The 14079-nt window shown below is 60.7% G+C and carries 12 protein-coding genes; 1 reads left to right on the top strand and 11 read right to left on the bottom strand.

The features are described from left to right. Positions 1-182: 182 nt before the first annotated feature. From BLW02_RS00935 to BLW02_RS00885, 10 genes are all read right to left on the bottom strand, one after another. Positions 183-1229, bottom strand: coding sequence for an EpsG family protein (locus BLW02_RS00935; RefSeq protein WP_139285313.1), 1047 nt, complete (start codon positions 1227-1229; stop codon positions 183-185). A 649-nt stretch (positions 1230-1878) separates the two neighbouring features. Continuing rightward, positions 1879-3045 (bottom strand): DegT/DnrJ/EryC1/StrS family aminotransferase, encoded by a 1167-nt coding sequence (locus BLW02_RS00925; RefSeq protein WP_092696595.1) that lies wholly within the window; start codon positions 3043-3045, stop codon positions 1879-1881. Continuing rightward, entirely contained in the window at positions 3042-4028 is a 987-nt protein-coding gene (locus BLW02_RS00920; protein WP_092696594.1) for a GDP-L-fucose synthase family protein, read from the bottom strand. The genes BLW02_RS00925 and BLW02_RS00920 overlap by 4 nt, the downstream gene beginning before the upstream one ends. Then, positions 3976-5070, bottom strand: a complete 1095-nt coding sequence (gene gmd, locus BLW02_RS00915; protein WP_092696593.1) for a GDP-mannose 4,6-dehydratase — start codon at positions 5068-5070, stop codon at positions 3976-3978. Before gmd ends, BLW02_RS00920 begins: the two co-directional genes overlap by 53 nt. A 48-nt stretch (positions 5071-5118) precedes the next feature. Further along, complete coding sequence (locus tag BLW02_RS00910; RefSeq protein ID WP_092696592.1) at positions 5119-6558, bottom strand: mannose-1-phosphate guanylyltransferase/mannose-6-phosphate isomerase; 1440 nt, start codon at positions 6556-6558, stop codon at positions 5119-5121. Then, entirely contained in the window at positions 6555-7691 is a 1137-nt protein-coding gene (locus BLW02_RS00905) for an MraY family glycosyltransferase (RefSeq protein WP_092696591.1), read from the bottom strand. The genes BLW02_RS00910 and BLW02_RS00905 overlap by 4 nt, the downstream gene beginning before the upstream one ends. A gap of 23 nt (positions 7692-7714) precedes the next feature. Continuing rightward, positions 7715-8443 (bottom strand): polyprenyl diphosphate synthase, encoded by a 729-nt coding sequence (gene uppS / locus BLW02_RS00900; RefSeq protein ID WP_092696590.1) that lies wholly within the window; start codon positions 8441-8443, stop codon positions 7715-7717. 3 nt (positions 8444-8446) lie between these two features. Next, on the bottom strand, positions 8447-10666 hold the full coding sequence (locus BLW02_RS00895) for a polysaccharide biosynthesis tyrosine autokinase (protein ID WP_244273591.1): 2220 nt from the start codon (positions 10664-10666) through the stop codon (positions 8447-8449). A 42-nt stretch (positions 10667-10708) separates the two neighbouring features. Then, entirely contained in the window at positions 10709-11152 is a 444-nt protein-coding gene (locus tag BLW02_RS00890) for a low molecular weight protein-tyrosine-phosphatase (RefSeq protein WP_092696588.1), read from the bottom strand. Positions 11153-11165: 13 nt separating this feature from the next. Then, positions 11166-12410 carry a polysaccharide biosynthesis/export family protein gene (locus BLW02_RS00885; protein WP_092696587.1) on the bottom strand — a complete coding sequence of 415 codons (1245 nt, stop codon included), beginning with the start codon at positions 12408-12410 and terminating at the stop codon, positions 11166-11168. Positions 12411-12950: 540 nt separating this feature from the next. Between BLW02_RS00885 and BLW02_RS00880 the strand changes: the two genes are divergently transcribed. Next, positions 12951-13133: a hypothetical protein gene (locus BLW02_RS00880; protein ID WP_092696586.1), complete on the top strand. Its 183-nt coding sequence runs from the start codon at positions 12951-12953 to the stop codon at positions 13131-13133. A gap of 220 nt (positions 13134-13353) precedes the next feature. Here BLW02_RS00880 and BLW02_RS00875 read toward each other — a convergent pair whose 3' ends face one another. Then, positions 13354-13938, bottom strand: a complete 585-nt coding sequence (locus BLW02_RS00875) for a hypothetical protein (protein ID WP_139285312.1) — start codon at positions 13936-13938, stop codon at positions 13354-13356. Between the last annotated feature and the right edge of the window lie 141 nt (positions 13939-14079).

Here is a 14079-nt window from a genome sequence, read left to right as displayed (position 1 = left end):
ACATCAATCAGGTCAAAGCCAAGGCGCTTATTAAGGTAAGGTGCTCGTCGAAATTCGGCACCGTGTACTGAATGGCGTAGCCGAGTACAACAAGCAAAATCGCCCAGCTCCGCGCAGTGTACAAATAGGTAATTCGATTCATGGGTTTATGGTGGAGCCAAAAAATTCACGCCATAGTTAATCTATATCGAATCGACAATTGAGCGAACCTGATCCGCTATTAGAAACACTCCGATAACCTGCATTGACAAACCACGGCGTCCGATGACTGCCAAACATAACAGCGCGAGCGCAAGAAACATGTGCAGCAAGCGAACGTAGCTAACAATGAACAGCGGAGTCACTGCTAACAGCAAGGCCAACACTATGGAGGCGTAGGTCGCCATCACCGCCGGGCCGCTGAGAACACGCAAGAATGTGGCAAACATGCCGGTGACCTGCCTTTGCGCTACGCCAACGCGGACTTCTCGATATACAAGCCAGCATGCTCCACCATAGAGGCACCAAAAACCCAGCTGCACCGCAGTCAAGGCTTTTACATTAACGAATCGGTCTCCGACGGACTCCGCCGCGACACTCATCAGCGAAGCCCCAAGGTAAAGCTGCATGACTGCTGCACCCGCGAGGAAAAACGCTAACACCCAAAGCAAACGCATGCGCCATGGCCGCACATGGATCGGTCCTAAACGCCTGCTTCGTACCTTTCCTCGCGCCGTAGCCCAGCAGGCAGCCAACGCAATCAGCAACACAAACAGCATCGACGCATGTGTCATGCCGGCCAAAATTAAAAGGATCCACGCCCAACTAGTCTGCAACGCCCGCCGGACATTTCCCTTGCGAACGGCCCAAGGCATGCCCAGTTTTTGGCTGCACGAGTGTTTCGCGAAAAGAGCCAGCACAAAAATGACTATCGAGATAGCAATACCTTCGCGAATCTGGATGGTGAACCGCGTGAAGCCTAAATACACCAGCGACAGCAGCAACGACACGTATCCACCACCTGCTGGGTTTATCTTGAAGATCCGTCCTGCAGACAGCAAAGCCATGAAGACCATGAAGTAAAGAGCTAATAAAACACGGTAGGTTTCGTAACTGTTAGCCCCGAGAACACTCGCCAGGAAGGCGTTTAGCGTCAAAAAAGCCGGATCTCGGCCTTGTTCACTCAGCCAAGCCCCACCAGATTCGTAGATGCGTTGGTAGGACAGCCAATCGGGATTGAGTTTGGACAACGAAAGTTGCAGCAATCCCCCGAAACACGCAAGGATCAACGTCGGCACCCACCATGGAGGGCGCCCTGACGCAACAGACGAAGCGCGGGATCTTCTCGTTCGAGTTGACCAATACGCGAAAATGCTAGAGGTAAGTGTCATTCGTGACAGCCAATTTTTTTAATTGAGTTCAGGCTGCGCAGGCTACTAGCAAAAGGGCGCAGAGTCGTAGTTTTTCGAACCCCATCTTGCAGCGATGTACGGGCACGCCAGCCCAATACCGCCAGGCGGCTCACTCCAGCAGTTTGCATGGCGTGCCATTGGGCTGGCATTTGCCGAAAACAATCTCACCGCCAAAGCCCACCGTTTTCATCACGGCTTGGGCCAACTCCTGAATGGTGATGTGCATGCGATTTGTTCCTTATTTCACGATCAAAACCCAGGCGTAAGCGACCGTTTCCCCTCTTGGGCCAGTAGGGCTCCACCACAAAACACAGCTCAGTCCAGGCATGATCGAATTCATCGTCGCCAGAAACTCATCTCGCCGCGTGGGCTCGCGATGCTGCTGGTATTCTGCGACTTGATCGGCGGCTATGACCAAGATCTGTTGCTTCATCGGTTAAAAATGTTTGCGCCTTCCGCTGCGTGGACGGACTTAATCAGCATTGCCTTAAATGCTTTTCAGCTGCTTGACCGCGTCCGCAATGGAATAGTGGTGGTTGCCGACAAACAGTCCGTTACTGTCAATATGCTCGGCGTTGCTAAGCTCGCCCGAGACTTCTGAATTGAAATACTTGACGACTTCGTTTTTTGCAAAGTTACCAGCCACAATCGGACGCACTTCAAAGCCGAGCGTGTTGAGCTTGCCAACCAGGGCCTCGCGCGTCAGGTCCACGCCGGGTCGGATCACCAGGCTGAAGCCAAACCAGCTGCTTTCGCCGATCTCTTTCTGGATCAAAACCGTCGGATGATCCTGCATGACTGATTGCAACATGGCCGCGTTTTTACGGCGTTCAACCACCAACGAAGGCAGCTTCTTAACCTGCTCGATGCCGAGAGCACCTGACATTTCGAGCGGTCTGACGTTGTAGCCGGGCAGCACAAAACGGAAGGACTCCTTGAAAGGGTCATCGCTTTTCTCGCCGCAGACACGGTTGAACTTGGGTAGGTTGCGGGTCCAGCCGTGCGCGCGCAGCGACAGCAGGATGTGATGGAGCTCCTCGTCATCGGTGCTAATGAGGCCGCCTTCCATCGTCGAGATGTGATGCGAGAAAAACGAGCTGTAGCTGCCCATCACGCCAAACGTGCCGGCCTGCTTGCCTTTGAACTGGGCACCGAGCGACTCGCAGTTGTCCTCGATCAGCGTGATCTTGCGGCTGCCGATGATGGACTTGATGCGGTCAAAGTCGTTCGGGTTGCCAAGCAGGTTCACCGCCATGATGAGGCGGGTCTTGTCGGTCACGGCTTTTTCGAGCGCGTCCAGATCGAAGTTGAGCGTTTGCAGGTCGATGTCGACGAACTTGATTTTGAGCCCGTACTGATGGAGCGGGTAGTAGGTAGTGCTCCAGGAAACGGCGGGCACGATGACTTCGTCGCCGGGTTTGAGCGCCAGATCAGGATTTTTGGAATAGAACAGTGCGGCCACCATCAGCAAATTGGCCGAGGAACCCGAGTTCACCATCACGCAGTGTTTGGCGCCCAGGTAACTGGCAAACTGCTTTTCAAATTCAAACACGTTCGGACCCATCGTGAACATACCTGAAGTGATGACGCGCTGGAGCGCGTCATATTCAGCTTGGTCCCAGGTGGCGGTTGCGAGGGGGTATTTGTAGCTCATGCGTTATTGTCCTGAAGGTAATATCGGTATGCTTTTTCAAGGCCCTCGCGCAGGGCGGTGGCGGGCATCCATCCCCAGGCGCGCTGCCTGCCGATGTCAACCAGTTTTTGTTTCATGCCGACGGGCTTGGTGGTGTCGTGTACAAACTGCCCTTGCCAGCCAATGACTTGCGCAGCGGCGGCGTAGTACTCGTTGATGCTGTAGTCATGGCCCAAGCCAATGTTGATCAACTCTGGCAGATGGTCGAAATCATCCAAGGCACGCAGTACAGCGTCGGCCAGGTCGCCCGCATACATGAATTCGCGGCGCGCCGTTCCATCGCCCCAAATTTCAACCTCTGACAGATTCTGGGTCTTGGCTTGGTGCACCTTGTGGATGATGGCGGGGATCAAGTGCGAATGCTCTGGAGAGAATTTGTCGTGCCGTCCATACAGATTGCATGGAATCAGTGTTTTGTAATGCACGCTAGGGGTTTCGCGGTTGATGTATTCGCAAAGACGCGTGGCAAAAATCTTGGCCAGCGCATAACCCTCATTGGTGGGTTCGAGCTCACCCTGCAGCACCAGCGCCTCGCCCAGCGGATTGGGAGCATTGCGCGGGTACATGCACGAGCTCGCCAGATTGAGCAGTTTGCCGACACCCGCTTCACGCGCGGCCAGGATCACATTCCGGCCCAGGTCCACGTTGGTCACCAAAAAATCCACGGGATGGGCGATGTTGGCCTGGATGCCGCCCACTCTGCCAGCCGAGTGAATGACTGCGTCAGGGCGCACCTCGGCCATGAAGCGGCGAGTGGCGCTGAAATCCGTCAGGTCAAGCTCTGTGCTGGTGGGCGCGATGAAGTCCCAGTTGCCCGCGCGCCGATGCTCCAGAATATTCTGGCCCACCATACCGCGGCCGCCTGTGAGCAGGATGCGGGGTTTTGTCACGTTAGTCAGCCTTGTTAAGGAGTACTTCGTGGCCGTTCTGCTTAAGGAACGCATGCTGTTTAGCTTGCGCCAAATCGTGCGCCACCATCTCGCGGCACATTTGCTGCACGGTAATTTCGGGTACCCAGCCCAGTTTTTGCTTGGCATTGGTGGGGTCGCCCAGCAGGGTTTCGACTTCGGCGGGGCGAAAGTAGCGGGGGTCGATCTTCACGATGGGCTTGCCGTTCCAGTAGCCCACTTCGTTCACGCCCTGCCCTTCCCAGCGCAGTGGCATGCCCAGCTCGGCGGCGGTCCATTCGATGAACTGGCGCACGCTGTATTGCACGCCGGTGGCAATCACAAAGTCTTCGGGCTGGTCTTGCTGCAGCATCAGCCACTGCATGCGCACATAGTCTTTGGCGTGGCCCCAGTCGCGCAGGGCGTCGATGTTGCCCATGTACAGGCAGTCTTCCAGGCCCTGGCTAATGTTGGCCAGGCCGCGGGTGATCTTGCGGGTGACAAAGGTTTCGCCCCGGCGCGGGCTTTCGTGGTTGAACAGGATGCCGTTGCAGGCATACATGCCGTAGGCCTCGCGGTAGTTCACGGTGATCCAGTAGGCGTAGAGCTTGGCCACGGCGTAGGGGCTGCGCGGGTAGAAGGGCGTGGTTTCCTTTTGCGGGGTTTCCTGCACCAGGCCATACAGCTCGGAGGTACTGGCCTGGTAGAAGCGGGTTTTCTTCTCCAGCCCCAGGATGCGGATGGCTTCGAGGATGCGCAGGGTGCCCATGCCGTCTACATCCGCCGTGTATTCGGGGCTTTCAAAGCTCACGGCCACATGGCTTTGCGCGCCCAGGTTGTAGATTTCGTCGGGCTGGGTTTGCTGGATGATGCGCACCAGGTTGCTGGTGTCGCTCAGGTCGCCGTAGTGCAGCTTGAAGCGGGCGTTTTCAACATGCGGGTCCTGGTAGATGTGGTCAACCCGATCGGTATTGAAGCTGGATGCGCGGCGCTTGATGCCGTGGACGGTGTAGCCTTTTTCGAGTAAGAACTCGGCGAGATAGGAGCCGTCTTGGCCGGTAACGCCAGTGATGAGTGCGGTTTTAGGTGTGATGATCATGGTTGTTTAGCTTTGGCGATGTCGAGCGGTATTGGTCATGTTCATGTTTCAGGCTTCAATGATCTGAACGACCACACGGCCATAGGTATCTTCAAACCGCACAATGTCGTCTTCGCCCAAATAGCCGCCCGATTGCACTTCAATGAGTTCAAGTTCGGTTTTTCCAGGGTTTTCAAGGCGGTGCTTGACGCCCAGGGGGATGTAGGTGCTCTGGTTTTCGGTGAGCAAAATTTCTTCATCACCCCGGGTCACGAGGGCCGTGCCTTTGACGACGATCCAGTGCTCAGCGCGGTGGTGATGCATCTGCAGACTGAGCTTGGCGCCGGGGCGCACGGTGATGCGCTTGACCTGGTAGCGCTCGCCCGCGTCCACACTGTCATACCAGCCCCATGGGCGGGCTACTTTGCGATGCTGCGCGGCCTGCGGGGTTTGCTGGGATTCGAGCCGCGCCACCACTTGCTTGACCTGTTCGGCATGGCTGCTGGTGGCCACCAGCAGCGCGTCGGGCGTGTCAATGATCAGCAGGTCTTGCGTGCCCAGGGCCACCACGGGGCGGTGCGGTGCATGGATGTAGGTGTTGGACGCCTGCAGGGCCAAGCCCTGACCGTCGATGCGGTTGCCTTCATTATCTGGCGGGGTCAGATTAGCCACCGCGTTCCAGCTGCCGACGTCGCTCCAGGCGCCCGAAAACGGCACGACCGCCACATTGGCGTGCTGTTCGAGCACGGCGTAATCAATGCTCTCGGCGCGGCAGGTGGTAAAGGCTGCGGCCTCGGGGCGAATAAAAGATTGGTCCTGGCTGGCGCCCACCATGGCTTCCCGGCAGCTTTGCAAAATGTCAGGCGCGTGGGCATGCAAGGCCTTGATCAGTACCTGGGCCTGAACCAGAAAGATGCCGGCGTTCCACAGCACATCACCCTGCAGCAGCAACTGCTGGGCTTTGTCGGCCGTGGGTTTTTCAATGAAACGGGCCACCTGGCTGCTATGGCCTTCCGCGTTGAGAGCGCCGCGCTGGATGTAGCCATAGGCCGTGCTGGGAAAGCTGGGCACCACGCCAAAGGTAACGATGGCGCCCGCAGTGGCCGCAGCGCAGCCTTGCTGCACCATGGCCGTGAACGCAGCCGCATCCGGGATGTGGTGGTCTGCGGGGCAAAACAGCAACAGGTCTTGTGGCTGGGCCTGCAGGGCAGCGAGCGCCATGGCGGCAGCGGTGTTTCTGGCGCACGGCTCCAAAATAACGGACGTGCCAACGCTGGCCGCGTGCATGGCCTCGGCCACGAGAAAACGATGATCTTCAGCCGCCACGCACAGAGTGTTGGTGCGCGCTTCGGGGCTGATGTGTGCCACACGCTCCAAAGTCAACTGCAACAGGCTTTTGCCGTCGATCAAGGGCACGAACTGCTTGGGAAAGCTCTTGCGCGACAGCGGCCATAAACGGGTGCCCGAGCCGCCGCACAGAATAACGGGGGTAATGGCTTGAATGCTCATGATTTTTCTTTTTCAAGCGCCCACTGTTTTACGGGTATTACGGTGCGTTTGGTGGCTGCGCTGAAGCACCACCTGAACTGCGTGAGCCGTGCATAAACGGCGGAGTACAGCAAGGCACAAACCACAAAGCCCAATACCAGCATGTACGTCTTGGCGGGCCACTGCACAGCGATGAGGGCCGGAATGAGCGCGGCGCTCCACATGATGGCGCCAGTGGCAGAGTTGCGAGCCAGGTTGCTGGCCTTGGGCAACAGGCGGCGCACCAGGCGGCGTTTGACGAGGCTGTGCAGGTGCAGGCGGTCTGGGTCGCCGGGGCTCAGGTTGCGGCGGTGGCGACGCGCGATACTGAACAGCACCTCCAGCACCGGAAAGCCGCACACCAGCATGGGTGCCCAGGCAGACACCTCCGCATGGCGGTGCAGCACCAGCACGGCCAGCCACGCCAGGGAAAACCCGAGAAAATAAGCGCCACCATCGCCCAAAAATATCTTGCCCAGCGGCCAGTTGACCAGCAAAAAACCAGCCACGGCACCGGCCAGCACCAGGCACACCTGGGCCAAATCGGGGTCACCCAAGGCAGTGGTCATGGCACCAAACGCAGCCAGAATAATGAGAACGGTTCCGGCAGACAGGCCATTGAATCCGTCGATGATGTTGATGGCATTGGCAATGCCGCCTACGGCAAACGCGGTAAAGACAATAGAGACCAGCGAAAAACTCAGCAACCAGTCCAGGCCCCATACGTTGGCGTCGGTAATCGAGTAGTCGGTAATGGCCCAACCCAGAAAACCGCTCCCCATGGTGGCCAGCAACCGGGTGCGCACGCTGACGTTTTTGGTGATGTCTTCCAGCAGGCCAAAGGCAAAGGCAGGAATGCCCGCCAGTATCAGCGGCCCCAGCAGGGATTGCCTTTCGGAATTTGCCAACAGGTAGCCAGCAAGAACGCCTGCTGCAATGGCAATGCCGCCCACGCGGGGCGTAGGTTCGGTATGGAACTTTTGAATCCCCTCGTCCGAATCCATGGTGTGACGGCCATGCCAGCCCTGCGTGACCACCAGCAACAGTGCTACCAGCAACGCTACGCATCCTGCAACCAGGGCAGGCAGTGGAATGAAGCCCAAAATATCAAGCATGGTCGAGCCTGTTCTGAAGAAAGTTAACTGGCCGCCAGCGCGCTGGAAACGCCAAAGCGACGATCGCGTGCGCTGTACCACTGCAGCGCTTCGTCAAGCAGGGGCGCCGAGAAGTCGGGCCACAGCGTGTCGGTAAAAAACAGTTCGGTGTAGGCCATTTGCCACAGCAGGAAGTTGCTGATGCGCGACTCGCCACCCGTGCGAATCAAGAGGTCGGGGTCGGGCGCGTAAGCCATGCTCATGTATGGGCGCAGCGCGGCTTCGTCCATGTCGGTCATGCTCAAGGCGGGGTTGTCAGCCTGCCAGGCCCGCACGGCCTGCACCATGTCCCAGCGCCCGCCGTAGTTGGCGGCAATGGTCAGGGTGATCTTGGTGTTGTGGGCGGTCAGGGCCTGTCCGCTGGCCATCAGGTTTTGCAGGCGCTGATCAAACCGGCTCAGGTCGCCCACGATCTTCAGGCGCACGCCGGTGCGGTGCATGTCGCTGATTTCTTTTTGCAGGTAGTGCACCAGCAAGCCCATGAGGCTGGTGACTTCCTCGGCCGGGCGCTGCCAGTTTTCGGTGCTGAAGGCAAACAGCGTGAGGTGGCTCACGCCACGCGCAGAGCAGGCCTCGACGATCTGGCGCACGCGCCGCGCGCCGTTGGCATGGCCCAGAGCGCGCGGCAGGCTGCGCTTGGCAGCCCAGCGGCGGTTGCCATCCATGATGATTGCGACATGTTGCGGCACGGCTGCTGGAGGGGTGGCCTGCATGTTTCATTCCCGCCCACTGGTGTTGCCGTACTGGTAATTGGTGTACCGGTAGCGGCTGTATTTGTAGCCATAGCCGCCATAGCGCTGGCGGCTGGTGTCCAGGCCATTGAACACCACGCCCTTGACCGGCACGCCGGCCTGGCCCAGGCGCCTGGTGCTCTCCAGCAGCTCGCCCAGCGCCGTCACCTCGGCCCGCGCCAGCAGGAACACCGTGCCGGCGTGGGGTGCCAGCACCTGGGTGTCCGACACCGCCAGCACGGGCGGGGTGTCGATCAGGACCAGGTCGTATTGGGCGGACGCGGTTTGCAACAGCTGCACCATGGAGTGCGACAGCAGCAGCTCGCCGGCGTTGGGCGGCAGCATGCCGGTGGTGACGAAGTCGAGGTGGGGTGCCACATTGCGGTGCACCACATCACCCAGGGTGCGGGTGCCGGCAATCAGCTCGCTCAAGCCGTGGCCGCGCTGCAGTCCAAAGAACTGGTGGATGTGGCCTTTGCGCATGTCGGCGTCAATCAGCAGCACGCGCTTGCCACCCGCGGCCAGCACGGCCGCGAAGTTGGAGCTGGCAAAAGACTTGCCAATACCCGGAGTCGGGCCGCTGAACAACACCACGTTGTTGCGCGCATCGAGCATGGCAAATTGCAGCGCGGTGCGCAGGCTGCGCAGGCTTTCAATGGCAGGGTCTTCGGGATGCACCACGGCGAGCAGGTGGTTGCCTGGTGCATGGCTCTTGATGAGCTTGGCCAGTTGGACCTGCTCCAGCGATTGCGGCACCGTGGCAAAAACGTGCAGGCCGGTGGCCGACTCGATGTCGGCGGCATCCCGGATGCCGGGGCGCAGGCTGTTGCGCAGGAAAGCCAGGCCCATGCCCAGCAGCAGGCCCAGCACCAGGCTGATGGCCAGTATCTGCGCGCGCTTGGGCTTGATGGGCTTTTCAGGCACCACGGGGGCATCGACCACGCACACGTTGCCTATCTTGCCTTCCTTGACCAGGCGCAGCTGCTGGGCGCTGTTGAGCAGGTTGAGGTACAGCTCGCCATTGACCTTGACGTCGCGCGTCAGGCGCAGCAGGTCTTGCTCGGTGCTGGGCAGGGTTTTGACTTTGCTGGTGAGTACGGCGATTTCTTTGCTGACGGCGGCAATCTGGGCATCCAGTGTCTGGATGACGTGGTGGGCCGGGGTGAATTGCGCGCTGAGTTCGCGGCGCTTTTGCTGCAGCTCCAGCAGGCTGGCCTGCAACTTGACGGCCATGTCGAGGTAGTTCTTGCCTTCAACGCCCAGGTCAAAGGTGCCGTTGCGGTTGCGGAAGTTGTTGTACTTCTCCTCCGATTCTTCGAGCTGCTTTTTCAGCTGGGGCAGGAAGCCGCCCAGAAAGTCGAGCGACTTCTCGGCCTCGGCCGACTTGCGCTCGGTGTTCTGGCGCACATAGTTGGTGCCCACGGCGTTGAGGGTGCGGGCGATTTTTTCGGGGTCGTTGCCCTGCAGCGTTACGGCAATCACGCCGGATTGCTTGCCCTGCTCGGCAATGGCCAGGTCTTTTTGCAACTGCTCGATCACGCCCAGGCGTGAATCGCGCCGCACCGTGAAATGCGCGCCCGGTTTGGCCTGGAGCTCCCTCACCAGGATTCGCCCCTTGGCGTCGTCGCTGCCAAACTCCGCGGCCACACCGGTCTGGCCTTTGACCAGGACCTGGTCGTCGGGGTCGCGCAGCTCAAAGCCGCCGTCGGTGGCCACCAGCAGCAGCGGCTCACCTTGCAGTTCGGCGGGCACTTCCAGCAGCCCCAGGCGGATGGATTCGGTGCCCGAGACATAGCCCCCCATGCCCCAAAAACCGGGGTTGGACAGCGTGGTGGCGCGGCGCGCCAGCCAGCCGCCCACCAGTGGCAGGTATCGGGGGCTTGCCGTCACATAGAGCTGCAGGTCATCGACCGACTTGCCGACCACCAGGCGCGAGCGCAGGATTTCAATCTCGGCGGTGGCTGGCGACTTGATGTCGAACAGGCTTGCCGCCTCGCCCAGGGCGCCAGCGGCGCCGGGCTTGCTGTCTTCCACCTGGATCAGCGAGTTGGCCTCGTAGGTGGGGCTGGTGAGAAACGCATAGGCGCCACCGAGCAGCAGCACCAGTGCGGCCACGCCGGCAACAAGCCAACGCGCCTCCAGCAGCACGTCGAGCAGGCCCAGCAGGTCGATTTCGTCGTCGTCCTGCAGCTCGGCCGGGGGCATGGTGGACACGGGTAATTGGGGGGAGTTCATACGGTCAGGCAATCACGAAACGAGTTGGATGCGGCGCACCCATTCGCCCACACCCAGGGCGATGGCGGCGTGGGCAGCTTCAAAGGCGGCACGTGGCTCGCGGTAAGGGTCGGCAATGTCAAAGGCGCCCTGGGGGCCAAACTCGCCAAGGCGGCGGATTTTTCCGCGTGCCGTGGGGTAGAGTTTTTCGAGCTCTTGCTGGTGAGCCGCCTCCATGACCAGCACCAGGTCGGCATGGGCGCACATCCAGCCGGCCAGCTGCTGGGCACGGTGGGCCGACAGATCGAGGCCCTGCTGCGCGGCAATCTCGCAGGCCATGGACTCTGCGGGGTGGCCCACCACCGCTTGCAAGCCGGCGGACCAGACCTTGCGGCCGGGCAGCTGGTCTTTGAGCAGGGCTTCGGCCACCGGGCTGCGGCAGATGTTGCCCACGCACACCGTGAGGATGTTGTTCATTCCCGGCCCTGGCTCACTTGGCGGCGTCACGCGTGACGTTGACGGCCTGGGCGCTGGGCAGCACGAGGCTGATCACGCGGTTCCAGCGCACCAGCGGCACGGGATCGACATACACCACGTCGCGGGCCTGGAGCGCAAAGCCCTCGGCCAAAGCGTAGGCCAGGGGAGATTGGGCATCGAGGTGGTAAATCTCGGGCCCAGCAGATGCGGCACCGGCACCGGCTGCCGCCGCGCCCTGAATGCCGCTGCGGCTGCGCACGACAAAAATCTGGCGCGGATCGCCCGAGGTGGCGTTGACGCCGCCGGACTCGCCCAGCGCCTCGTTGAGCGTGAGGCGGCCATTGCGCAAGGGCAAGGCGGCGGGCCGGGTGACTTCGCCCATGACGTACACCTTGGCGTCGTCGCGATTGCCCACGCGCACCAGGTCGCCAGCGGACAACAAAATACGCGACGGATTCACACCCATGGCCGTGAGTTGCGGCATGTTGACTTCGGTGGTGGCGCCGTTGCGGGTAATGGCGATGGTGGCCCGGTCGGCCACAGGGGTGAGCCCGCCAGCGCGGCTGATAGCCTCGGGCAAGGTCATGGGAATGTCGTTGATGGCCAGCAGGCCTGGAATGCGCACTTCACCATCCACATAGACCCGCCCGGCCCGGTAGGCCTGAACGCGCAGCGTGACCTGCGGGTCTTGCAGGAACTTGGCCAGGCGCTGGGTGAGCAGAGTGCGGGCCTGGTTTTCGGTAAGGCCGGCGATCTTGACGGTGCCGAGCAGCGGAAACTGGATGAGCCCATCGGGGCTGACGTTGTAGCCGTTGCCCACAACGGCCAGGCCTGCGGCGTCCGTGGTCAGCGTTGCGCCTGCGGGGGCCAGCACCAGTTCGGGGTGATTCCAGACCACGATATTGACCACATCGGCGGGGCCGATGGTATAGGGCCTGGCTTCGCCAAAAAGGCGCCTCACATCGTCGTCCACCTCGGTTTTTTGCCCGGCGCGCTGCTGGCGGATGAGTTCGGGGGTGATGCTGACAAGTGCGCCGGCAGGCGGCGCCTGGCCAACCGGGCCAGATGCATCAGAGGACGGTGCCGCACGCAGGGTGCTGATGGAATAGGGATTGGCCGACGGCTTGGCACCCTGCAGGCCCTGGCCCATGGAGAGACCGGGCGCATAGGCACAGCCGCCCAACGTGGCGGCCGCAACAACGGCCAGAGCGCCGCGCTGCAATGTGTGCCTGGCAAGGAAGAGCGAGTTCAGGAACATAAGCGTTAAAGATGCTGCGCCGCATTGGCAACGGCTGCACGCAAAGAGCATTCAATAAACCAGCAATGGGGGGATTGGTGCCCGCTGAACGGGTACGCCAGATGGGTCAGCGCGGCAGTGGAGAGGGAAAACGTGAAGCGCGATGCTTCTGTCAACACACGCGCTCACACCACGCTGCATGGATATCCAGCCATTATGCGCTCGAAATGTGTCAACTCGTTCTATTGGTTACAACCTCCACGGCCCCCATCCATGCTTTCCATGCGGGGGCGTGCCTTGCTGCATCGGTGCCCGTAGTGCCCTTCGCACGGACTGCACGCGCTGCCAATGCCCATCTTGCAGGGCAAGGCCTGCGATTCAGACCTCTGCGGGATGCGCCAAACATGTAACAAAACAACCTCACATCAAGCGTTGCAGGTTTCGCTGTTGTCTTACAGACGGAACCGGTACGGTTTGCTGAAATCTCACCAGCAAGCCATCGAGGCTCGCTGGAGGTTGTTGAGACCTTCCGATCGTTTTCCCTTGCGGAGGATTACCGCCATGAACCACCACCCCACTCCATCCGGTACCCGTGCCATCGCGGCATTCGCCGCCACGGTGGTTCTGTCGGTTTTGGCCGCGGTGCTGGGCTTGCTGCCCGATGTTGCGGTGCAGTCCGCCGATTCCATGACGCGTTTGCCCGACCAACTGGACCAGTTGCTGCCGACCGGGCTGTTCGACTGAGACGCGGCATTTGCGCCGACGGCCCGCCTATGGATTCGGCCCCATGCGGCTGGAAGCGTGCGCCCTGCGCTGGTCGAAGGGTTCTTCGGCAAGCGCAGCCTGAACGGCAAGGGACCATTCCGCAAAGGCGCATGCCACGGCCGAAAAACCCGGTACGGGCGGCAGACCCGCCCCGGGGCAAGGCGCCAGCCGCTTCAGGAGGCGACTGACAGGTGGCGAATTAACCGCCCGCACCGGTGGCGGAAACCACCGGGGTTGTGCCCACCGTGGCACCGTTCACCGCCACGGAACCGTCGGAGCCGATGAGGGCGGGCAGTGTCAACGCAGCCGAGCTGGTGGTTCCCAGCACCAGGGTCACGGGCAGGTTGGCCGAGGTTCCAACCGGTGTGCCGCTGGTGCCCACGGTCAGGGAGCAGGGGTTGATGGTGATGACTTTGCCGACCGACAGTGCATGGCCTGCCAGGAAGGTCGAGGTCTTCACGGTGAAGATGCAGGAGCCAAAGGTCATGTCACCGGTCGCGGTGGCACCCGCCGACCCGATGTTGAAGGTGGGCGCGGCACCAGTGCCGCCGATCGTCACGGTGGTGCTGCTGCTGGTGCCCAGCAGGGGCACGCCGGAGGAGAAGGTAATGGGCTTGTCGATCACGGCAGGAACGATCGCGGCCCCGGAGGTCTTGTCGATCGTTGCGGTGGTGTTCGTCTGTGCCACCATCGCAGGTGACGAGCTGCCGCCGCCACCGCAAGCGGAAAGCAGAATGCCGCCAGAGACAACCAGGCCGGCCATGGCCATTTTCTTCAGTTTCATCATTCTTACCCCTTTAGTTGAATTGAAAAACGTCCCATCGAGGAACTTGGTGAAAGACGCCTCCGCCTTCTCTTCGGGCCAGCGTCAAACTCTTTATTGATCAGCAACGCGCCTCAGGCTCCTCTGCGTCGATCCGTTGGC

This window comes from Acidovorax soli, assembly GCF_900107605.1.
Taxonomy (GTDB): Bacteria; Pseudomonadota; Gammaproteobacteria; order Burkholderiales; family Burkholderiaceae_C; genus Acidovorax; species Acidovorax soli.
The sequence above is the reverse complement of the archived record's forward strand: the minus strand, read 5'-3'. Positions and strand labels throughout refer to the sequence as shown.

Coding starts and splice junctions, on each gene's coding strand:
- BLW02_RS00925 (WP_092696595.1), bottom strand. CDS start 3,045: ATGAGCTACAAATACCCCCTCGCAACCGCCACCTGGGACCAAGCTGAA.
- BLW02_RS00920 (WP_092696594.1), bottom strand. CDS start 4,028: ATGCGTTCCTTAAGCAGAACGGCCACGAAGTACTCCTTAACAAGGCTG.
- gmd (WP_092696593.1), bottom strand. CDS start 5,070: ATGATCATCACACCTAAAACCGCACTCATCACTGGCGTTACCGGCCAA.
- BLW02_RS00910 (WP_092696592.1), bottom strand. CDS start 6,558: ATGAGCATTCAAGCCATTACCCCCGTTATTCTGTGCGGCGGCTCGGGC.
- BLW02_RS00905 (WP_092696591.1), bottom strand. CDS start 7,691: ATGCTTGATATTTTGGGCTTCATTCCACTGCCTGCCCTGGTTGCAGGA.
- uppS (WP_092696590.1), bottom strand. CDS start 8,443: ATGCAGGCCACCCCTCCAGCAGCCGTGCCGCAACATGTCGCAATCATC.
- BLW02_RS00895 (WP_244273591.1), bottom strand. CDS start 10,666: ATGCCCCCGGCCGAGCTGCAGGACGACGACGAAATCGACCTGCTGGGC.
- BLW02_RS00890 (WP_092696588.1), bottom strand. CDS start 11,152: ATGAACAACATCCTCACGGTGTGCGTGGGCAACATCTGCCGCAGCCCG.
- BLW02_RS00885 (WP_092696587.1), bottom strand. CDS start 12,410: ATGTTCCTGAACTCGCTCTTCCTTGCCAGGCACACATTGCAGCGCGGC.
- BLW02_RS00880 (WP_092696586.1), top strand. CDS start 12,951: ATGAACCACCACCCCACTCCATCCGGTACCCGTGCCATCGCGGCATTC.
- BLW02_RS00875 (WP_139285312.1), bottom strand. CDS start 13,938: ATGAAACTGAAGAAAATGGCCATGGCCGGCCTGGTTGTCTCTGGCGGC.